Here is a 19,826-nt window from a genome sequence, read left to right as displayed (position 1 = left end):
TTCATCGTTCGACTTGCATGTGTTAAGCACGCCGCCAGCGTTCATCCTGAGCCAGGATCAAACTCTCCGTTAATAACTAAACAGACACACACACTCACACCGGAAAAAGGTAGCAAATGCATGCACTAAATTCGAAACCAGCTAAACGGCCAGTCATCACCACAGGGGCGGCAACAACCAACCAAATAACCAATTCAATATAAATAAATTGGTATCAATAAAACTTGGCACACTATTGAGTTCTCAAACAACAATTACAATTCGAGTACTTCCAAACTGTTTTTCACAATTTGTTTTCGTCGACGTGATGTTTCAATGTTATTTCATCAGAATCCATTTGTCCAATCCGCATTTTGTGCGGCTGGTCACTTCATGAATTCCGCAAACCTATATTTCAATAAACAATTCGAATTGAAGAGACGAATATATTGTCTTGTAATTTGTAGGTTTGGTTTCCTGCAAGATGGGAGTCGGTGCTTCTCTCGAAGCGGCTCAACCTTGTGCAAGCAACAGATAGAACAATACACAGATGCCCGCCCCCAACGCAAATCGGGGGCGGGCTCCAGTGAAACGTTCGATGAACGCTAGCCGGCGAGTTCAACCATGGCCAGGGTCCGCTTGCCGCGGCGCACCAGCAGGTACTTGCCGTGCAAAGCCTCGTCAGCACCCAGAACTGCATCAAGATCGGTGACCTTGACATTGTTCACGTAGGCGCCACCCTCCCCCACAGTGCGGCGGGCCTCTGAATTAGTTTTGGACAGACCCGAGGCAACCAGCAGTTCAACAATGCCCAGGCCGGAAGCCGGAGCTGTGGCATGCGGCAATTCACGAGTTGCAGATTCCAGCGTTGCAGCATCCAGCTCAGCCAATTCACCCTGGCCAAACAATGCGGCGGATGCTGCAATGACCTTCAAGGTGGCGTCCACTCCATGTACCAGTGAGGTCACCTGGAAGGCAAGGGTGCGCTGGCCTTCGCGGGCCTGCGGCTTTTCCGCAACGGCGGCAGCAATCGCGGCGATCTCCTCGCGGGACAGGAAAGTGAAGACCTTCAGGCGGTCCACAACATCGGCGTCCGCGGTGTTAAGCCAGAACTGGTACATGTCGAACGGGCTGCACATGGCGGCGTCGAGCCAGATGGCGTTGCCCTCGCTCTTGCCGAATTTGGTGCCGTCGGAGTTGGTGATCAGCGGCGTGCCCAGTGCATGGACGGAAGTGCCCTCGACCTTTCGGATCAGATCGGTGCCGCTGGTCAAGTTGCCCCACTGGTCCGAGCCACCCTGCTGCAGAACACAGCCGTACTGGCGGAACAGTTCCAGGTAGTCCATGCCCTGCAGGATCTGGTAGCTGAATTCGGCGTAGCTGATGCCCTCATCGGAATTCAGGCGCGAGGCAACAATGTCCTTCTTGATCATGGTGCCGACCCGGAAGTACTTGCCAATGTCGCGCAGGAAGTCAATGGCGCTCATGGGCGCAGTCCAGTCAAGGTTGTTAACCATGCGGGCCGCGTTCTCACCCTCGAAGGACAGGAAGCGCTGCACCTGACCCTGCAGGTAGCCAACCCACTCGGCAACCGTCTCTTTGGAGTTCATGGTGCGTTCGGCTGTGGGACGCGGGTCCCCCACCAGACCCGTGGAACCGCCCACCAAACCGAGGGGCTTGTGGCCGGCCAGCTGCATGCGCCGCATGGTCAGCAGCTGCACCAGGTTGCCAAGGTGCAGGCTCGGTGCGGTGGGGTCGAAGCCGCAATAGTACGTGATCGGCTCGCCGGCGAGCAGCTCTTCAAGGGCTGCCTCGTCGGTGGAGACCTGGACCAGGCCTCTCCACTTGAGCTCCTGCCAAACATTGGCGAAGCTGGAGTCGTTCTCGGGGGCACGGAGTTCAGTTTGCAAAGGCACGCTGTCAAAATTACCAGCACGACGGCGTTTCTTTGCCATTCCTGACCGCGTTGCGTCCCGCTGTGCCCGCCAGGGCAACCCACCGCTGCCCCAAACAACGGCGGGACCCGCACCTGTTGCACGGGTCCCGCTGTCTAGGACATCAGTTACTTTTCGATTCCTGCCGGCAACGGCTGGGAAGTGATCAGGCGCAGGCGCTGGGTGGGCCGGGTCATGGCAACATAGAGATCGCCAACGCGGCCGCCGGCACCGGCCAGCAGTGCTGCCGGTTCCACAATCACCACACCATCAAACTCCAGGCCCTTGGCCTCGTGCGGATCAATGACCACAATGTTCTGCTCAACCGAACCGGCTCCATGACCCACGCGGTGCCCATAAACGGCCCGCAAGGCGGCAGCAGTTTCCGCCACCAAGGCTGTGGGTGCAATGACGGCCACCAGACCACCGGCCACGGCCGTGGATTCCTCCTCCATGACGGCAACAACCTGCGCCACCACAGCGTCGGGTGCCACCAGGTCAACCAAAGGTTCCCATTCGCCGTCGCGCACTGCCTTGGGGGCAGACACAATCTGGCCGGCGGCGTTTGCCATCCGCACAGCGGCTTCGGCGATCTGGATGGGCGTGCGGTAGTTGACGCTGAGCTCCTCCAGGTTCCAGCGCTCCCCCATGAACGGGGTCAGCGCCTGCTGCCAGGAAATGGCACCTGCCGCTGAACTTGTCTGGGCAATGTCGCCCACAATCGTGAAGGATTTCACGGGGCACCGGCGCACCAACAGACGCCACTGCATGGGCGACAGCTCCTGGGCCTCATCAACCACAACATGGCCATAGGCCCAGGTCCTGTCGGTGAGGGCGCGCTCGGCATTGCTCAGGCGCTCCCCCTCCACCACGTTGAAGTCCGCCAGCTGCTCGGCAGTGAGCATGCCGTCCACACCGGAATCCTCCAGCTGCTGGTTCATGTTGGAGATGGCTTTTTCAGCATTGGCCAGATCGCGCTTGCGCTGCGCATCGGCGGCAGCCTCGGCCCGGCCGCCCGTCTCATCCAGGTCTCCCAGCAGTTCCGCGGCCTCATCCAGCAGCGGAACATCGGACTCGCTCCACGGCGCATTGGCAGGGCGTGCCAGCAGGGCGCGCTCGGCATCGGTGAGGGCGGGGGTGACGGCCTTGAGGATTTCGGGCTTGCTGAACATGTCGCGGATGAGCTTTTGCGGGCTCATCGGCATCCAGCACAGGTTCAACATGACGCGGACGTCGCGTGAACCCCGCACGTCGTCGGCCAGGTATGACCTGTCGGCGGTGTTGCCGGCGCTGTTTTCCTCAATGTGCTCGCGCAGCTGGGTGGTCAGCTCGCCCAGGAGCGTCTTAACGAATGTCACGCGGGCCTCGTTGTGCGGCTTGCCCGTGGCGCGCGCCCGGTCTCTGGCGCGGCGCACCTGGCGCACCGTCAGGGTCAAACGGGTGCCTTCGACGTCGAGCCGCACATCCTGGTGCGGCAGGCGCTGGCGGTTGGCCACGGCGTTGGCAATGACCTGGGTCATCTCGATCCGGCCCTTGAGCAGGGAAACCTCGGGGGTCTCGGGGGCCGTGGCCGTGATGCCGGGCAACAACTGGCCGAGGCTGGCCATGACCACACCGGTTTCACCCAGGGACGGCAGCACGCGCTCAATGTATTTCATGAACGCGTTGGAGGGGCCCACCAGCAGCACGCCGGCCGACTGCAGGCGTTCGCGGTGGGTGTACAGCAGGTACGCGGCACGGTGCAGGGCCACGGCCGTCTTGCCGGTGCCCGGTCCACCCTGCACCACCAAGGCGCCGCTCAGCGGTGAACGGATAATCCTGTCCTGCTCGGACTGGATGGTGCCCACAATGTCATTCATACGGCCCGTGCGCTTGGAGTTCAAGGCGGCCAGCAGGGCACCCTCACCCTGGAGGTGCTCGCCGTCGACCAGCATGGTGTGGTCCAGGACGTCGTCCTCGATGGCCTTGACGTTGCGGCCCTGCAGGATCAGGTGACGGCGGCGGCGCACGCCCATGCGCTCAAAAGCCGTGGCCTGGTAGAAGGTGCCGGCTTCGGGGGCGCGCCAGTCAACCATGAGCTGGCGCAGATCCGCCGTGGACAGGCCAATGCGGCCAATGTAGCGGTACTCGCCGGTTTCCAGGTCGAGGCGGCCAAACACCAGCTTGTCATCCACTGCGTTCAGCTGGGCCAGGCGGTTCTCATAGAGCGTGGCAAAGGCGTCACGTTCGGACCGGTTCTGGTGCGTGCCCATGGATTTGGCACGGCGCACGTCCGCCAATTGCTCCACTTTTTCGGCCCGGAGTTCATCCAGGCGGGAGTAGAGACCGTCAACATAGCTACGTTCCTGGGCCAACTCGTGGTCATACATGCAAGACTCCTGAAATGTAAGGCATACCGCCAAAAGGCGGACCGTCTAGTCTATCCCGCCGGGCGCCCCCGCGCTGGCAGCTGTGAGCAGAAACGCACAGTGTCTTCCAGGACAGCCCGGCTGGCTTGGGGGTCAGACGTGCAGCAGCGACACCACGTCGTGGGCGGCCAAATTCGCCCGGCCCGGCAATGCGTCGATCTCCAAGACCACGCCGATGCCGGCCACCTGGGCGCCCGTGCGCTCCAGCAGGGCAGCAGCTGCGCCGAGCGTGCCGCCGGTGGCGAGTACGTCGTCGAGAATTAACACACGCGTACCAACACGGACGTCCTCCTGGTGTAGTTCCAGGGTTGCCTCACCGTACTCCAGCGCGTAATTCTGCGCGTACACCTCGCGGGGCAGCTTTCCGGCCTTGCGGATGGTGATCACGCCCGTTCCCGTGGCGTACGCAGCGGCAGCGGCCAGCAGGAAGCCGCGGGCCTCAACTCCGGCCACGGCGTCGAACGTTCCGGCGAATTTTTCCACAATGGCATCCACCACTTCTTTGAAGGCCGCACCGTCGGCAAACACGGGGGTTAAATCTTTGAAAACAATTCCCTCCGTGGGGTAGTCCTCAATGGTGGCGCAGAGGCCGCTGATAGTGGCTGCAACTCCCGTATTTTCGGGGTTTTTGGGGCTCTGGGCGGGGGTGTTCAAGTTCAGGTTCACAGCTCTACGGTACAGCGTTGAAAACAGGGGCTTTTCGGATGCCCAAAAAGGTGCTTATATATTCTCCGTGCAACACAACATTTCACTCCCCGGACACGGTGTCCGGCTTGTGCCGTTACGGCGTCGTCACGCGGCAGATTTGTACCCCTACATCGATGTAGACATGTGGGCAGGTATGGCCTCGGAACGGCCTACATCCAAACGTGCATTGGAACGGCTTTTTGCCACCCGGATCGCCGATCCGTCCATCATTGCCTTCGCTGTCATTGATGAGGAGACCGGCACCGTGGCGGGCACCACAAGCCTCTACGACTTTGTGCCGGAGCAGTCGCGGGTTGAATTGGGTATGACATTTTTTGGCCGGAATTACTGGGGCCGCAACGTCAATGCGTCCTCAAAACTGGCGCTGCTGACCTTTGCCTTTGAGGAGCTTTTGGTGCACCGGGTCACCCTGCGCTGCGATGTGCGCAATGTGCGCAGCGCCGCGGCCATTGTGAAGCTGGGCGCCACCCTGGAAGGTGTGCTGCGCGGCTACCGGCGCGGGCACGACGGTTCCCGCGTGGACACCAGCGTGTACTCGCTGCTGGAACATGAGTGGCCGGCGTCGCGCTCGGGCTTGGTCCACCGCCTCACCCCGGCGGATCTGCTGCCAGAGGTGACGGAGCTTATTGAGTTTTCCGAGCAGCTGGCACGGGCCGACGCGGAGCACGTACCGCTCCTGGCTTAAACGCGGAGACGGTGGGATCGCCGTCGAGCCAAAACCTCCACGGATAGTCGGCGGTGCCGCCGGGGCCGCTGATGCCCACGCGCGGACCCGTCATGACGTTTTTGGCGGGGGTGTCCGGCAGGGTCACGGTGACTTCGCCATGGAGCGCAGCCATGCCGTTGTGTTCGCGGCCGAAACCCATGGCCTTGGCGAGCCGGGCTGGGCCCCGCGCCAGCTCGGCGTCGTTCTTGGCCGTGGGGCGGCGCAGGCGTGCCAGTTCCTGGCCCTCAACAATCTCCCCCGCCCGCATGAGGCAACCGGAGGACGTGCCCTCGGGGCGGCACACCAGGTTGGCGCAAAAATGCATGCCGTAGGTGAAATACACATAGAGGTGGCCGGGCGGGCCAAACATTGCGTCGTTGCGCTTGGTCCTGCCCCGATAGCTGTGGGCCCCGGGATCCGGATCCGCCGAGTCCGCCGGGCCCAGGTAGGCCTCCACCTCGCTCAACCGGACTGCGACGGGACCTTCCGGACTCTCATGCCTCACCAAGGCGCCCAGCAGGTAGGGCGCCACCTCGGTGGCGGGTCTTTGGAGGAGTTCCAGCAGGTCCATGGACTCGGGCATGGCTCCACGCTAGCAGGGCACCCGTGGGTGTGAAGAGGCATGGGAGGATGTTTTCATGGCCGTTGCATTGGACTTCACTCCCCCGTTTGAGCCGGGCATCTTTGACTTTCTGGCCGCCCGCTCCGTGGCCGGCGTTGAAGAAGCTGATTCGAACAGCTACGCGCGTACTTTGTTGCTTCCTGGCGGCCACGGCTGGTTCCACGTTGCGTGGGACGGCAGTGCCTTGTGGCTGGATCATGCCGTGGAGGATCCTGCCGATGCGCCGATCCTGCTCAGCAGGGTGCGGCATTTGTTCAACCTGGACCACGACCCTCTGGCAGCCGACGCAGCCTTGGGCAGCCATCCCCTGCTGGCTGAGCGGGTTGCCTTGCTGCCCGGGATCCGGCTTCCCGGCTGCGTGGATCCCGCAGAGATCCTGATCCGGGCCATGGTGGGCCAGCAGATCACCGTGGCAGCGGCACGCACTGCTCTCAACCAGCTCGTTGCGCTCAGCACGCCAAGCCGCCTGCCTCATGGCTCGATGACGCAATTCTTTCCCTCGCCTGCTGAGCTTGCGGCTGGCGGGGGGGACATACTGCGCGGCCCCCAACGGCGGACTGACTCCGTTCTGGCCGTGGCCGGAATGCTTGCTGAGGGTTCGTTGCATCTTAGTGCTGCGGACACGTTGGAGTCCTTGGCCGAAAAGTTGCTCCCCATTCCCGGGATAGGGCCGTGGACTGTGGGCTATGTGGCCATGAGGGTGCTGGGCAGCAGCGACATCTTCCTGCCCAGCGACGCCGCCGTCCGCAACGGCTACGGGCTGCTGCGCGGGGACGCCCTGGCCCAGGCCCGCACCATCAAGCCGGCTGAGCTGGCACGCATGGCAGAGCCCTTGCGGCCGTGGCGTTCCTACGCGACCCTGCACCTGTGGCGCGTGTCGGGGGAAAAGTAGGCCCCTCCGTACTCGCCCCCTTGCCTCGCGAACGTACAGTTGATGCCCATGTTGTGCGACAACATCGGCATCAACTGTACGTTCGGCAGGCGTAAGCGGGGGCTTCAGCGGGGGCGCCATCCCCTGGCGCGCAATGCGTCAGCCACTTTGCGCACAACGGCGGGTTTGTCCCCGCGGAGGTCTTCCAGGGAAACTCGGACCTCTTCCCAGCCAAGAGCCCTGCTGGTCTGCAGACGGCGAATGTCGCGCAGGTACTGCTCGGGGGTGTCGTGATGGCGGCCGTCGTACTGCAGGCCGATTCGGAACTGGCGGTATGCGCCATCGGGCCACAGGACGGCACGGCCAGCCGGATCGCGCACCACAACGTTTAATTCAGGCTCCGGCAGCCCCGCTTCAAGCAGGGCCAGGCGCATGAAGGTCTCTGGCGGCGAGTCGGCGCCCACGCGAATCAGTTCCAGTGCCACCCGCGCGTTGCGCAGCCCCCTGCCGCCATGATGCCGGGCAACAACCTTAACCAGCTCTACCATGCGGCAGATTGGTTCACGCGGGGCTGGAAACTCCGGCCCGTGGCTGCACACCAAGAAATCACCGGCCGCCACCAAGTCTTCCAGGGGCAGGCAGGCGGCAAGGTCCAGCCACGTTCGTGCAGGACTGGTGAGCCGCACGCCGTCGAGCTCCCAAATCTCATCCTCAGCCAGCGCAAGCCTGTGCCCCACCACATTGACCCGCCGAGGGGCGCCTTTTGCGGGTGGATTGGCCAGGTGGATGCGCCAGTCGTTGGCGGCCCCCGGCGGCAGCGGAATATTCCACAATTGCGCGGCGGAGACGTGGCTCAGCACGCTCAGGGGATTGGCCTCGGTGTAGGCGGCCAGGGCTGCGGCGCCTTGCAGCGGAATGCCGGCGGGAACCCGGATGCCCCGGGAGACGATGAACAAGTCACCGGCACGGGTCCGCCCCCGCGGCACGCCGGCGGCATCGGAAGACTGGGTGGTGAACGACCTCCCATAAAGGTACTGCGGCAACTGGATTCGGCGCATATCCCATTGTTTCGCGAAAAAATGGGGCACGTCACAGTTATCCACAGGCAGTTCCAGCCGCTGCCTCGCGAACGTACAGTTGATGCCGGTGTTGGCGTGCAACATCGGCATCCACTGTACGTTCGCGAGGCAGGGGAAGTGGGAGGGGCGGGATTACTTGGTGGGGAACGCCGAGGGCCAGGGCAGCAGGACCGGCAGCTCCACCGAATCCGCGGCAGCTTCCGCGCGCAGCGACCCCATGGTGGGGGTGCGTCCGGCCAGCCAGGCGGTGATGTCCGTCAGCATGCCGGACACGGACACCGTGTTGGTGCCAGTGCCCACAGTCATGGGCGGCAGCGCCAAGGGCAGCAGCTTCAACTGGATTGAGCCGGGCACCCGGGCGTCCAGGAACTCAATCAGGTACAGGCAGAACTCCTTGGACCAGGTCTCGGGCCCGCGCCCCAGCTGCAGGTCGGCCAGGTGGATGACCAGCTCACGCCAGTACGCCAAAGCGCCGTCGCGCACCACGCCGTTGCGGTAACTGATGGGCAGCTCCCACTGGGAATCGTCCAGGCTGTCCAGCACTGTCAGGGCGCGTGAGAAGCCGGCGGCGATGTAGTCCCTGTGCAACTCCGCCGAATGCCCCGCGTTCATCTCGATGGCCTGCGTCCGCCCGCCTTGGCCGCCGTCGTAAAATTCAATCAATTCACCGCGCAGCGCGTACTCAACCTGGCGCGCAATGGCGTTGGAAACATGAGCAATGTGGGCCAGAACGTGGCCTCGGGTCCACCCGGGCAAATCGGTGGGGGCCAGGACGTCCTCGTCACTCAGGCCCACCAGCTTTGCGCTCACCGTGTCCGCCGCAGCCTTGAGGCGATCCATGAGCTGCGCGTTTGAAATATCAGTCATGAACATAGCGTAGAGCAGGAATTGCCCGCATCCAGCATGGATGCGGGCAATTCCTTGTGCTCTCGGAAGAAGTACGACGCCGGTCAGGCCAGGAAGGCCCTGACCTCGCCCAGCTGCCCCTCAAGGGCCGCCAGCTGCGCCAACACGGCCGAGGGGGCGGTGCCGCCCTGGGCGTTGCGGCTGTTCAGCGAGCCGTTGGTGCTCAGGACTGTGCGCACCTCGGGGGTGAGGTGCGCCGAAATACCGGCGTACTCCTCGTCCGTCAGGTCCCACAGCTCCACGCCGCGGCCCTCGGCAAGCTTCACAGCAGCGCCGGAGAGCTCGTGGGCATCGCGGAACGGCACACCCTGGCGGACCAGCCATTCGGCAATGTCGGTGGCCAAGGCAAAGCCCTGCGGCGCCAACGACTCCATGCGCTCGGTGTTGAACACCAAGGTGGCCATCATGCCGGAAACGGCGGGCAGCAGGAGCTCAAGGGTGTCGGCCGCGTCAAAGACGGGCTCCTTGTCCTCCTGCAGATCCCTGTTGTACGCCAGGGGCAGGCCCTTGAGTGTGGCCAGCAGCCCGGTCAGGTCACCAATGAGGCGCCCTGCCTTGCCGCGGGCCAGCTCCGCCACATCGGGGTTCTTCTTCTGCGGCATGATCGAGGACCCTGTGGAGTAGGAGTCGTGCAGCGTCACAAAGGAGAACTCCTTGGTGGCCCACAGGATGACTTCCTCGGAGATCCGGGACAAGTCCACGCCGATCATGGCGCACACCCAGGCGAACTCGGCAAAAACATCGCGGGAGGCGGTGCCGTCAATCGAGTTCCAGGCTGCCGAGTCAAAGCCAAGCTCAAGGGCGACGGCGTTCGGGTCAAGACCCAGCGAGGAACCGGCCAAAGCACCGGAGCCGTAGGGTGAAACCGCCGCACGCTTGTCCCAGTCCACCAGTCGCTGCACATCCCGCAACAGGGCCCAGGCGTGGGCCAGCAGGTGGTGGCTCAGCAGGATGGGCTGGGCGTGCTGGAGATGGGTGCGCCCCGGCATGGCAACACCGTGGTGCGCCTTTGCCTGCTCCACCAGGGCATCAACCACTGAGAGAACTCCTGCGGCTATGATCCTGGCGTGGTCGCGGAGGTACATGCGGCCCAGCGTGGCGATCTGGTCGTTGCGTGAGCGGCCGGCACGGAGCTTGCCGCCCAAGGCCGTTCCAGCACGCTCAATCAGGCCGCGCTCCAATGAACCGTGCACGTCCTCGTCCGAATCGGCCGGTCCGTAGGCTCCCGACTTCACATCGGCCTCGAGCTCCTCAAGCGCCTTGAGCATGCCTGCTAGTTCGTCTGCGCTGAGCAACCCCGCCGTGTTCAGAACACGGGCATGGGCCTTGGAGCCGGCAATGTCATACAGGGCCAGCCGCCAGTCAAAGTGTGTTGACTTGCTCAGTGCCGCCAGGGCGTCTGCGGGGCCGCCCTGAAAACGGCCACCCCACAGTGCACCCTCGTTCGTCCCGTGATTGACCTGAGTCATGGTTACAGGCCCAGGACGCGCTGGTCGCGGGTTGAGGCAACCTTGGAGGACATGCCCCACAGCTCGATGAAGCCCTTGGCCTGTGACTGGTCGAACGTGTCGCCGGTGTCGTAGGTGGCCAGATCGAAGTCGTACAGGGAGGTCTCGGAGCGGCGGCCGTTCACGATGGCCGCACCACCGTGGAGGGTCATGCGGATGTCACCGGAAACGTACTTCTGGGTGTCCTCGATGAAGGCGTCCAAGGAGCGCTTCAGCGGGGAGAACCACTGGCCGTCGTAGACCAGCTCGGCCCAGCGCTGGCTGACAGTTGCCTTGAAGCGGGCCTGCTCGCGCTCCAGGGTGATGTCCTCGAGGTGTTTGTGGGCCGTGATCAGGGCCATGGCGCCGGGGGCCTCGTAGATTTCGCGGCTCTTGATGCCGACCAGGCGGTCCTCGACGACGTCGATCCGGCCAACACCCTGGGCGCCTGCACGGCGGTTCAGTTCCTGGATGGCCTGCAGCGGGGAAACCTTGATGCCGTCAATGGCAACCGGGACACCCTGGTGGAAGGAGATGATGACCTCGTCCGGTGCCGGCGGGAATTCCGGGGTGGCCGTGTAGTCGTAAATGTCCTTGGTGGGAGCATTCCAGATGTCTTCGAGGTAGCCGGTTTCGACGGCGCGGCCCCAGACGTTCTGGTCAATGGAGTACGGGTTCTTCTTGGTGGTTTCGATCGGCAGGTTGTTGGCTTCGGCGTAGGCAATGGCCTTGTCGCGGGTCAGTGCCAGGTCGCGGACCGGCGCAATGCACTTCAGGTCCGGGCCCAGTGTCTGGATGCCCACTTCAAAGCGGACCTGGTCGTTGCCCTTGCCGGTGCAGCCGTGGGCAACCGTGGTGGCGCCGAATTCGCGGGCGGCCTTGACCAGGTGCTTGACGATCACGGGGCGGGAGATGGCCGAAACCAGGGGGTAGTGACCCTGGTAGAGGGCGTTGGCCTTCAAGGTGGGCATGGCGTATTCGTTGGCGAATTCGTCGCGAGCATCGGCAACGTAGGCTTCGACGGCGCCGCAACCGAGCGCGCGCTGGCGGATGTCCTCGAGGGACTCGCCACCCTGTCCAACGTCAACGGCAACGGCGATAACTTCCGCCCCTGTTGCTTCGCCGATCCAGCCGATGGCAACGGAGGTGTCGAGGCCGCCGGAGTATGCCAATACAATGCGTTCAGTCACGTTCGTGTCTCCCTATTTTGTACAACTCGTCAGAGTGTTGTTTCGCGTTACTTCACAGCATAGTGCATGGTTATGCATTCTCACTAAAAGATATTCACAGCGCGCCGCGTGGCCGGCCACCACAACCATCCCGTCCCCGCGGCCCGGCGGCCGAGCAACTGGCGCGGCGGCTGATTTCTGGGGAAGATGGAGGCAAAAGACGGACCCGTTTGCCATTGTGGCACGAGCCCAACAACAGCCGCTACCGGTGGAGGAAATTCAAGAAATGACCGAACATATTGCAACACCCACCCCTTCCCCGGCGGCCCGGAGACTCGAGGAGGCCCGCCCGCCAAAGTTGGCCAATGTGCCGGTCTTCACCGAGTACATGAGCCACGGCTGGGGAACACCGGATAGGACCCCGCCCGTGGTGGCGGGTGCCGCCGCAGCCGCCGGGCGCCACCGCTCGCGCCTCTCGGAACAATTCCCCGGCCAGGCGCTGGTGATTGGCGCCGGCACCGCACCGCGGCGCGCCAACGACACGTTTTACGACTTCCGGCCGGATTCAGACTTTTACTGGCTCAGCGGCGCCGCGATTGAGGGCGCAGTCCTGGTGATGGCCCCCTCCGGCGCATCCCACGACGCCACCTTGTTCATTCCCGCCCCGTTCTATCCCGGCGATCCGCAGTTCTTCACCAACGCAGCCCACGGTGAGATGTGGGTGGGTTCGGCCCCCCGACTTCTCCGACTGGGCCGACGCCCTGACCCTCTCCGTGAAGCCCCTGTCCGAGCTCGACGCCGGGATCGTTGCGGCCATGCGGGCCGGCACGGGCACCCTTGGCGCTGGAATCCTCACCACGGAGCTGCGCAGCCGCCACGGCATCCTGGCTGGCAGTGAACTTGGGCAGTCCCTGGCGGTCTTGCGCATGGTCAAGGACGACTGGGAGATTGCCCAGCTCCGCGAAGCAGTGGATCACACCATCAACGGGTTTGCCGCCGTCGTCGGGGAGATCCCCGCAGCCATCAGGGCCGGCGGGGAACGCTGGCTGCAGGGCACCTTTGACCGGCACGCCCGCACCCACGGCAACGGGGTTGGCTACGCCACCATTGTTGGCAGCGGCAAGCACGCGCCCACCCTGCACTGGGTGCGTTGCGACGGACCCGTCCTGGAGGACAAGGTGCTGCTGCTGGACATGGGGGTGGAGGCCAATAGCTTCTACACAGCCGATGTCACGCGGACCTTCCCGGGAAGCGGCACCTTCAGCCCCATCCAGCGCCAAGTCCACGACCTGGTCGAAAAGTCGCACCGGGCAGGACTGGCCGCCGTGGGACCGGGCCGGCCGTGGACGGACTTCCACCACGCCTCCATGGAGGTCATCGCCAACGGGCTCAGCGACTGGGGGCTGCTACCCGTCTCCGTGGATGAAGCCCTATCCCCCGCCGGCCAGCACCACCGCCGCTACCTGGTCTGCGGTGTGGGTCATCATCTGGGCCTGGACGTGCACGACTGTGCACAGTCAAGCCACGAAGACTACCAGGATGCCACCATGGTGCCGGGCATGGTGCTGGCCGTGGAGCCCGGGCTGTACTTTCACGAACATGACCTGACCCTGCCGCCCGAGCTGCGCGGCATTGGCGTCCGCTTGGAGGACAACGTCCTGATCACCGCCACGGGCTCCGAGGTCATCTCCGACGCCCTGCCGCTGGATGCCAGCGGCATCGAGGCGTGGATGGCGCAGGCGCAGAAGGGTTAGTCGGGTTCCGGGGCCTCAGGCCCCGGAACCGGATTCGGCAGCAAATTGCAGGAACCGCTCGGCCACGTCCGCCCCGCCCAGGGGGTCCCGGGTGATGACCATGACGGTGTCATCCCCGGCGATGGTGCCAAGAATGGCGGGCATCACCGAGTGGTCGATCGCCAGGGCCAGGAAGTTTGCGGCTCCCGGCGGGGTCCGCAGCACGGCAATGTTTGCCGAGGATTCGGCCGTCACCAGCAGTTCACCACACAGGCGAATCAGGCGGGTGTCCAGCAGCTCCTGCGACGACGCTGAATGCACGCTGCGGTCCCCGCCTTCCGGGGGCAGCGCATAAATCAAGGCGCCGTCCTTGCCACGCACCCGGACGGCCCGCAACTCCACGAGGTCCCGCGACAGTGTTGCCTGGCCCACCACCAGGCCGTCGTCTGCCAGCAAACTGGCCAGCTCCGCCTGGGAGCGCACGGCCCGGTTGCTCAGCAGTGCCTGCACCCGGGCCTGCCGGGCAATCTTGGTGGCCGGCATTCCTGCCCCGGACAGCGATGATTTAGACATGGCTAGCTGCCGGCCGCACTGTGGGCAGCCTCAGTCGCAGACTTTTCCACCAGCCAGACCATGAGCGCCTTTTGGGCGTGCAGGCGGTTCTCCGCCTCATCCCAGACCACTGACTGCGGCCCGTCGATGACGGAGGCGGAGATCTCATAGCCGCGGTAGGCGGGCAGGCAATGCAGCACAATGGCGTCGGGCGCCGCCTGGGCCAGCGCTGCGTCGTCGAGCGCGTAATCCTTGAACAGTTCCAGGCGTTGGGCCTTCTCATCCTCCTGCCCCATGGAAACCCAGGTGTCCGTGACCAGCACGTCGGCGCCGGCAACGGCTGCGGCCACGTCTGTGGTGATCAGGGCCGAGCCACCGGTGAGCAGTGCCCGTTCCTGGGCGGCCTGGACGACGGCGTCTGCCGGCAAATACCCGGCCGGACCGGTAATGCGAACGTGCATGCCAGCCGTGACGCCGGCCAAGAGGTAGGAGTTGGCCATGTTGTTGGCGCTGTCTCCCATGTAGGTCATGGTCAGCCCGGCCAGGTTCCCCTTGTGCTCCTTGATGGTGAGCAGGTCTGCCAGTAGCTGGCACGGGTGGTAGTCATCGGAGAGGGCGTTGATGACGGGCACCTTGGAGTTGGCGGCCATTTCTTCCAGCCCGGCCTGGCTGTAGGTGCGCCACACGATGGTGGAGACCATTCGCTCAAGCACCTTGGCTGTATCGCTGACGGATTCCTTGTGACCAATCTGGGCCTCACCCGGGTTGATGATTAGCGGGTTGCCGCCCAAGGCCGCGATGCCGGCGGCGAAGGAGACCCTGGTGCGGGTGGAGGTCTTGTCAAAGATCACGGCCACCGTTTGGGCACCGGATCCAGCACCGGCAAACGTGTTCTTGGAGTAGGGCTCTTGCTTCAGGAGTGCTGCGAGCTCCAACACCTCGGCCTGTTCGGCCGGGCTCAAGTCCGTGTCGATGAGGAAATGCCTGGTCATGGTTGGTTCCCTTCCAGATTGGCCGCTGCCACGGCTGTGGCAATCAGGGCGGGCAGGGCCGCGATGAATGACTGGGCCTGCTCAACGCTCAAGTTCAGCGGCGGGGCCAGGCGGACGGTGTTGGGGCGCGGGGCGTTGACAATGAACCCTGCCTCCAGCGCTGCGCTGACAACTCCGGCGGCAACAGGCTCTGCCAGGTCAAAGCCGATCAGCAAGCCGAAGGCGCGAACTTCAGTGACGCCGTCGACCTTGGCGATGCCCTGGGCGAAGACTTCGCTCACGGACCGGACATTGGCCAGCACCTGTTGGGACTCCAAAACATGCAAGGTGGCCAGCGCCGCGGCAGTTGCCACCGGGTTCCCACCAAAGGTTGTGCCGTGCTGGCCGGCGCTCAGAAGCTTGGAGGGGTCCTCGCCGAAGGTGATGATGGCGCCGATGGGGAACCCGCCACCCAGCCCCTTGGCCAGGGTCATGGCATCCGGGGTGATGCCTGCGGCAATGCCGGCAAACCAGTCGCCCGTGCGCCCAACGCCCGTCTGGACCTCGTCCAGGATCAGCAGCGCACCGTGTTCACGGGTCAATTCCCGGGCGGCCTGCAGGTACTCGGGTGAGAGCGGGCGGACACCGGCCTCGCCCTGAATGGGTTCGATGACCAGCGCGGCAACTGTCTCATCCATGGCCCCGCGTAACGCGTCAATGTCGTCAAAAGCGATGTGGCGCACGCCTGCCGGCATGGGCTCAAACGGTTCCCGGTAAGCCTGCTTGGCAGTCATGGCCAGGGCTCCCATGGTGCGGCCGTGGAAACCGCCCTCGAGGGCCAAAATGGTGGGCCGTGCCTTGCCGCCGTGGGCGCGGGCCAGCTTAAACGCGGCCTCGTTGGCCTCGGTGCCGGAGTTGGCGAAGAACACCTTGGAACCGTCCGGAGCCTGGCTGAGCTGGAGCAGTTTTTCGGCCAAGGCAATCTGGGTGGGACTCGTGAAGAAGTTGGACACGTGGCCCAGGGTGGCCAGTTGGCTGGCAATAACAGAGGTGACGAAGGGGTGGGCGTGGCCCAGCGCGTTGACGGCAATGCCGCCGAGCAGGTCCAGGTATTCCTTGCCGTCCGCGTCCCAGACCAGGGCGCCGGCGCCGCGCACCAGAACGCGCTGGGGGCTGCCAAAGACGCCCATGAGGGAGCCGCTGTAGCGGGCCAGCCACTGGGCGCTGGTGCCGGTGCCGGTGACGGCAGCAGCGTTGGCGTTGGACAGATCGGTTGTCGGCTTGTTCTCAGTCATTACTTGTCATCCTCATCCGGGAAAATTTGGGTCCCGTTGCCTTCAAATGTCATCAATTCCAGCAGCACCGAGTGGGCACTGCGCCCGTCCACCACTGCGGCGCGGGCCACGCCGCCGTCGACGGCCGCCAGGCAGGCACCCATCTTGGGGATCATGCCCGATTCCAGCCGCGGCAACATGTCACGCAGGGCGTTGGCGCTGAGCTCGCTGAGCAGCGAGGACTTGTCCGGCCAGTTGGCGTAGAGGCCTTCCACATCGGTCAGGATGACCAGCCGGGAGGCCTGCAAGGCGATGGCCAGCGCAGCGGCGGCGGTGTCGGCGTTGACGTTCAAAACGGTTGATGGATCGCCGAGTTCCGGCGCCACAGTGGAAATCACCGGGATCCGACCGGCCTCCAGCAGGTCCAAGATAGCTCCGGGGTTGACCCCCACCACCTCGCCCACAAGGCCCAGATCAACGGGCAGACCGTCCACGATGGTGCCCGTGCGCTCTGCCTGCAACAGTGCGCCGTCCTCACCGGACAGGCCCACGGCGTAGGCACCGTGCTCGTTGATCAGGCCCACCAGTTCGCGGCCCACCTGGCCCGTCAGCACCATCCTGACAACGTCCATGGCCTCCGGTGTGGTGACGCGCAGCCCGCCCTTGAACTCGCTCTTGATGTCCAGGCGCTTGAGCATGGCGTTGATCTGCGGCCCGCCACCATGAACCACCACCGGCTTGATGCCCACATGGTGCATGAACACAATGTCCTCGGCGAAGGCCCGGCGCAGCTCGTCGTTGATCATGGCGTTGCCGCCGTACTTGACCACCACCACCGTGTCAGCGAACTGCTGAATCCACGGCAAAGCCTCAATCAAAGTGCCAGCCTTGCCCTGCGCTGTAGCCACCGAACTCATCATGTTGTCCTTCAATCCTGTTGTGTACTGCACTGTTGGCGCCGCGTTTCCAACTCTCGTAACCGTGCGGCCGTCGCCCCGCCCGCGCAGCCGGTGCCCTGGTCCCGGAGCGAGGATGGATTTTGCCAGCGAGGAACGAGCGGCAAAATCTTACTGCTCGCGAGGGACCAGGGACCGGCGTAGCGGGCCTGGCCGATGGCCAGCGGTTACGAGGAGTAGGCGCTGTTTTCTTCGACGTACGCGTGCGTGAGGTCGTTGGTCCAGATGGTGGCGGTGGCCAGTCCGGCGTTGAGATCGATTTCCACTGTGACTTCGCGGCCACTGAGATCCACCAGGTCGCGGGAGTCGCCAATGCAGCCGTTGCGGCAGATTTGGATGCCGTTGATGCTGACGTTGATCTTGTCTGGGTCAAAGACGGCGTCGGTGGTGCCCACGGAGGCCAGGACGCGGCCCCAATTGGGGTCGTTGCCGAAGATGGCTGCCTTGAACAGGTTGGAGCGGGCCACGGATCGGGAAACTACTTCGGCGTCGCGTTCGCTGTCCGCGTGGGTGGTGATGATGGCGATGTCGTGGCTTGCGCCCTCGGCGTCGGCTATCAGCTCGCGGGCCAGGGTGGCGCACACTTGGGTCAGGCCGGCGGTGAATTCATCCATGTCCGGGAATGCTTTGGCGGCGCCGGAGGCCATGAGGAGAACGGTGTCGTTGGTGGACATGCAACCGTCGGAGTCGGCACGGTTGAAGGTGACCCGAACGGCGTCGTGCAAGGCGGAATCGAGCCCTTCTGCTTCAACCGCGGCGTCGGTGGTGATGACAACCAGCATGGTGGCCAGCCCGGGTGCCAGCATGCCGGCGCCCTTGGCCATGCCGCCAATGCTGTAGCTGAAGCCTTCCGCGTTGGGCGGTGAGGTCCAGGCCGCCTGCTTGGAGACGGTGTCGGTGGTCATGATCGCTGTGGCGGCGGCAGCACCGCCGTCGGACGCCAGGGCGGCCGCGGCGGCAACAACCCCGGGCAGGATCTTGTCCATGGGCAGTTGCTCGCCGATCAATCCTGTGGAGCAGACGGCAACGTCTGTGGCGGAAATGCCCAGGATATCCGCAACCTTCTCGGCCGTGGCGTGCGTGTTTTGGAATCCTTCGGGGCCGGTGCAGGCATTGGCGCCGCCGGAGTTCAATACCACGGCATCAACCCGGCCGTCGCGCAGGACCTGGCGGGACCAATGGATGGGCGCGGCAGCAACACGGTTGGTGGTGAAAACGGCGGCGGCTGTGCGCTCGGGTCCGTCGTTGATGACCAGGGCCAGGTCAGGGTTGCCGGATGTCTTCAGCCCGGCAGTAACGCCGGCTGCGCGGAATCCTTGTGCAGTTGTCACGCTCATGGTGCTACTCCTTGGAAGGTCAAGCCCGTGGTTTCGGCCAGGCCGAGGGCAATGTTCATGGACTGTACTGCGCCGCCGGCGGTGCCTTTGGTCAAGTTGTCAATGGCGCAGCAGACAACTACGCGGTTGACGTGGGCGTCATAGGCGATTTGCATGGCCGCATAGTTGGAGCCCTGCACGGATTTGGTGGAGGGCCACTGCCCTTCGGGGAGGACATGCACAAAGGGTTCGTCCTCGTAGGCGTCCACCCAAATTTGGCGCAAGGCCGAGGCGGGGTCCTCAAGGGCTGCGATCTCTGCCGTGACCTTCGCCGTGGCGGTGGTGAGGATGCCGCGGCTCATGGGGGCCAGGGTGGGCGTGAAGGACACCCGCACATCCAGTCCCGAAGCGGCGGAGAGGCCCTGCTCAATTTCGGGGGTGTGGCGGTGCCCGCCTCCCACACCGTAGGGGCTCATGGAGCCCATGACTTCGGCACCGATCAGGTTCATCTTGGCGGCCTTGCCAGCGCCCGATGTCCCCGAGGCGGCAACAATAACCACGTCATCGGGCGCCAAAGCGTTGGCGGCGAAACCGGGCATCAACGCCAGCAGCGAGCTGGTGGGGTAGCAGCCGGGGACGGCAATGCGCTTGGCGCCGCGGATCCGTTCCCGGTGGCCGGGCAGTTCGGGCAGGCCGTAGGGCCAGGTGCCGGCGTGTGCTGAGCCGTAGAACTTTTCCCACGCTGTGGAATCTTCCAGGCGGTGGTCGGCGCCGGCGTCGATCACCAGGGTGTCGGCGGGCAGTTGCGCCGCGATGGCCGCGGATGCGCCGTGCGGCAGTGCCAGGAATACGACGTCGTGCCCGGAGAGATTTTCAACTGTTGTGTCCACCAGGATGCGGTCGGCCAGGGCGTGCAGATGGGGGGCCAGGGAACCCAGCCGGGCACCTGCGTTGCTGTGGGCCGTGATGGCCCCAATGCTCACATCGGGGTGGCTGGCCAGCAGGCGCAGCACCTCTCCCCCGGCATATCCGCTGGCACCTGAGACGGCTACAGAAATTGTCATACGACGACTATACAGCAGAATTATTCACCATAACCGATATTTATGCATGTCGCTTCATTTCGCTTTCAGCTGGCGGTCCTATGATGATCAT

General features: G+C 64.2%; 18 protein-coding genes and 1 rRNA gene. 4 read left to right on the top strand and 15 right to left on the bottom strand.

Annotated features, from left to right (window positions below; all coding sequences use genetic code 11):
* The 4 genes from ACX80Q_RS15345 to ACX80Q_RS15330 all read right to left on the bottom strand — a co-directional run.
* Positions 1-73: ribosomal RNA gene (locus ACX80Q_RS15345) — 16S ribosomal RNA — on the bottom strand; the annotation flags it as partial.
* Positions 74-584: 511 nt separating this feature from the next.
* Positions 585-1,895 (bottom strand): tyrosine--tRNA ligase, encoded by a 1,311-nt coding sequence (gene tyrS, locus ACX80Q_RS15340; RefSeq protein WP_459331398.1) that lies wholly within the window; start codon positions 1,893-1,895, stop codon positions 585-587.
* A gap of 146 nt (positions 1,896-2,041) precedes the next feature.
* A complete protein-coding gene (locus ACX80Q_RS15335; RefSeq protein ID WP_459331397.1) occupies positions 2,042-4,282 on the bottom strand; it encodes a HelD family protein in 2,241 nt (746 codons plus the stop codon).
* A 132-nt stretch (positions 4,283-4,414) separates the two neighbouring features.
* Positions 4,415-4,975, bottom strand: a complete 561-nt coding sequence (locus ACX80Q_RS15330) for an adenine phosphoribosyltransferase (protein WP_459331401.1) — start codon at positions 4,973-4,975, stop codon at positions 4,415-4,417.
* Here ACX80Q_RS15330 and ACX80Q_RS15325 point away from each other — a divergent pair.
* Positions 4,896-5,714: a GNAT family N-acetyltransferase gene (locus ACX80Q_RS15325; protein WP_459331396.1), complete on the top strand. Its 819-nt coding sequence runs from the start codon at positions 4,896-4,898 to the stop codon at positions 5,712-5,714. The genes ACX80Q_RS15330 and ACX80Q_RS15325 overlap by 80 nt on opposite strands.
* Here ACX80Q_RS15325 and ACX80Q_RS15320 read toward each other — a convergent pair.
* Complete coding sequence (locus ACX80Q_RS15320; protein ID WP_459331395.1) at positions 5,653-6,318, bottom strand: DNA-3-methyladenine glycosylase; 666 nt, start codon at positions 6,316-6,318, stop codon at positions 5,653-5,655. The genes ACX80Q_RS15325 and ACX80Q_RS15320 overlap by 62 nt on opposite strands.
* 55 nt (positions 6,319-6,373) lie before the next feature.
* On the opposite strand from ACX80Q_RS15320, the gene ACX80Q_RS15315 reads away from it, so the two are divergent.
* Positions 6,374-7,249, top strand: coding sequence for a DNA-3-methyladenine glycosylase family protein (locus tag ACX80Q_RS15315; RefSeq protein WP_459331394.1), 876 nt, complete (start codon positions 6,374-6,376; stop codon positions 7,247-7,249).
* Between the two features lie 104 nt (positions 7,250-7,353).
* Here ACX80Q_RS15315 and ACX80Q_RS15310 read toward each other — a convergent pair whose 3' ends face one another.
* The 4 genes from ACX80Q_RS15310 to ACX80Q_RS15295 all read right to left on the bottom strand — a co-directional run bounded on the left by ACX80Q_RS15310 (position 7,354) and on the right by ACX80Q_RS15295 (position 11,890).
* On the bottom strand, positions 7,354-8,286 hold the full coding sequence (locus tag ACX80Q_RS15310) for a hypothetical protein (RefSeq protein WP_459331393.1): 933 nt from the start codon (positions 8,284-8,286) through the stop codon (positions 7,354-7,356).
* A 153-nt stretch (positions 8,287-8,439) separates the two neighbouring features.
* Complete coding sequence (locus ACX80Q_RS15305) at positions 8,440-9,174, bottom strand: maleylpyruvate isomerase family mycothiol-dependent enzyme (protein WP_459331392.1); 735 nt, start codon at positions 9,172-9,174, stop codon at positions 8,440-8,442.
* Between the two features lie 83 nt (positions 9,175-9,257).
* Complete coding sequence (argH, locus tag ACX80Q_RS15300) at positions 9,258-10,682, bottom strand: argininosuccinate lyase (protein WP_459331391.1); 1,425 nt, start codon at positions 10,680-10,682, stop codon at positions 9,258-9,260.
* 2 nt (positions 10,683-10,684) lie between these two features.
* The gene (locus ACX80Q_RS15295; protein WP_459331390.1) at positions 10,685-11,890 is read right to left on the bottom strand and encodes an argininosuccinate synthase; all 1,206 of its coding nucleotides are present in this window, start codon (positions 11,888-11,890) and stop codon (positions 10,685-10,687) included.
* Between the two features lie 265 nt (positions 11,891-12,155).
* Between ACX80Q_RS15295 and ACX80Q_RS15290 the strand changes: the two genes are divergently transcribed.
* A complete protein-coding gene (locus tag ACX80Q_RS15290) occupies positions 12,156-12,767 on the top strand; it encodes an aminopeptidase P N-terminal domain-containing protein (RefSeq protein WP_459331389.1) in 612 nt (203 codons plus the stop codon).
* The gene (locus ACX80Q_RS15285; RefSeq protein ID WP_459331400.1) at positions 12,652-13,623 is read left to right on the top strand and encodes a M24 family metallopeptidase; all 972 of its coding nucleotides are present in this window, start codon (positions 12,652-12,654) and stop codon (positions 13,621-13,623) included. The genes ACX80Q_RS15290 and ACX80Q_RS15285 overlap by 116 nt, the downstream gene beginning before the upstream one ends.
* A gap of 15 nt (positions 13,624-13,638) precedes the next feature.
* Here ACX80Q_RS15285 and ACX80Q_RS15280 read toward each other — a convergent pair whose 3' ends face one another.
* The 6 genes from ACX80Q_RS15280 to argC form a co-directional block, all read right to left on the bottom strand.
* Entirely contained in the window at positions 13,639-14,175 is a 537-nt protein-coding gene (locus ACX80Q_RS15280) for an arginine repressor (protein WP_459331388.1), read from the bottom strand.
* 2 nt (positions 14,176-14,177) lie between these two features.
* The gene (argF, locus tag ACX80Q_RS15275) at positions 14,178-15,146 is read right to left on the bottom strand and encodes an ornithine carbamoyltransferase (RefSeq protein ID WP_459331387.1); all 969 of its coding nucleotides are present in this window, start codon (positions 15,144-15,146) and stop codon (positions 14,178-14,180) included.
* On the bottom strand, positions 15,143-16,420 hold the full coding sequence (locus ACX80Q_RS15270; protein WP_459331386.1) for an acetylornithine transaminase: 1,278 nt from the start codon (positions 16,418-16,420) through the stop codon (positions 15,143-15,145). Before ACX80Q_RS15270 ends, argF begins: the two co-directional genes overlap by 4 nt.
* Positions 16,420-17,316, bottom strand: a complete 897-nt coding sequence (argB, locus tag ACX80Q_RS15265) for an acetylglutamate kinase (RefSeq protein ID WP_459331385.1) — start codon at positions 17,314-17,316, stop codon at positions 16,420-16,422. The genes ACX80Q_RS15270 and argB overlap by 1 nt, the downstream gene beginning before the upstream one ends.
* A 206-nt stretch (positions 17,317-17,522) precedes the next feature.
* Positions 17,523-18,692 (bottom strand): bifunctional glutamate N-acetyltransferase/amino-acid acetyltransferase ArgJ, encoded by a 1,170-nt coding sequence (gene argJ / locus ACX80Q_RS15260; RefSeq protein ID WP_459331384.1) that lies wholly within the window; start codon positions 18,690-18,692, stop codon positions 17,523-17,525.
* Positions 18,689-19,735 (bottom strand): N-acetyl-gamma-glutamyl-phosphate reductase, encoded by a 1,047-nt coding sequence (argC, locus tag ACX80Q_RS15255; RefSeq protein WP_459331383.1) that lies wholly within the window; start codon positions 19,733-19,735, stop codon positions 18,689-18,691. Before argC ends, argJ begins: the two co-directional genes overlap by 4 nt.
* Positions 19,736-19,826 lie beyond the last annotated feature (91 nt).

The sequence above is a fragment of the Arthrobacter sp. HLT1-20 genome (genome assembly GCF_054510895.1).
Note: the sequence above shows the minus strand (reverse complement) of the source record. Positions and strands in the feature narration are given on the sequence as shown.

Bases quoted from the DNA above. Each gene is read 5' to 3' on its own strand.
- ACX80Q_RS15315 (WP_459331394.1), top strand. From the start codon at position 6,374: ATGGCCGTTGCATTGGACTTCACTCCCCCGTTTGAGCCGGGCATCTTT.
- ACX80Q_RS15310 (WP_459331393.1), bottom strand. From the start codon at position 8,286: ATGCGCCGAATCCAGTTGCCGCAGTACCTTTATGGGAGGTCGTTCACC.
- argJ (WP_459331384.1), bottom strand. From the start codon at position 18,692: ATGAGCGTGACAACTGCACAAGGATTCCGCGCAGCCGGCGTTACTGCC.
- argC (WP_459331383.1), bottom strand. From the start codon at position 19,735: ATGACAATTTCTGTAGCCGTCTCAGGTGCCAGCGGATATGCCGGGGGA.
- ACX80Q_RS15320 (WP_459331395.1), bottom strand. From the start codon at position 6,318: ATGCCCGAGTCCATGGACCTGCTGGAACTCCTCCAAAGACCCGCCACC.
- ACX80Q_RS15270 (WP_459331386.1), bottom strand. From the start codon at position 16,420: ATGACTGAGAACAAGCCGACAACCGATCTGTCCAACGCCAACGCTGCT.
- ACX80Q_RS15335 (WP_459331397.1), bottom strand. From the start codon at position 4,282: ATGTATGACCACGAGTTGGCCCAGGAACGTAGCTATGTTGACGGTCTC.
- ACX80Q_RS15290 (WP_459331389.1), top strand. From the start codon at position 12,156: ATGACCGAACATATTGCAACACCCACCCCTTCCCCGGCGGCCCGGAGA.
- ACX80Q_RS15280 (WP_459331388.1), bottom strand. From the start codon at position 14,175: ATGTCTAAATCATCGCTGTCCGGGGCAGGAATGCCGGCCACCAAGATT.
- ACX80Q_RS15325 (WP_459331396.1), top strand. From the start codon at position 4,896: ATGGTGGCGCAGAGGCCGCTGATAGTGGCTGCAACTCCCGTATTTTCG.
- argF (WP_459331387.1), bottom strand. From the start codon at position 15,146: ATGACCAGGCATTTCCTCATCGACACGGACTTGAGCCCGGCCGAACAG.
- ACX80Q_RS15305 (WP_459331392.1), bottom strand. From the start codon at position 9,174: ATGACTGATATTTCAAACGCGCAGCTCATGGATCGCCTCAAGGCTGCG.
- argH (WP_459331391.1), bottom strand. From the start codon at position 10,682: ATGACTCAGGTCAATCACGGGACGAACGAGGGTGCACTGTGGGGTGGC.
- argB (WP_459331385.1), bottom strand. From the start codon at position 17,316: ATGAGTTCGGTGGCTACAGCGCAGGGCAAGGCTGGCACTTTGATTGAG.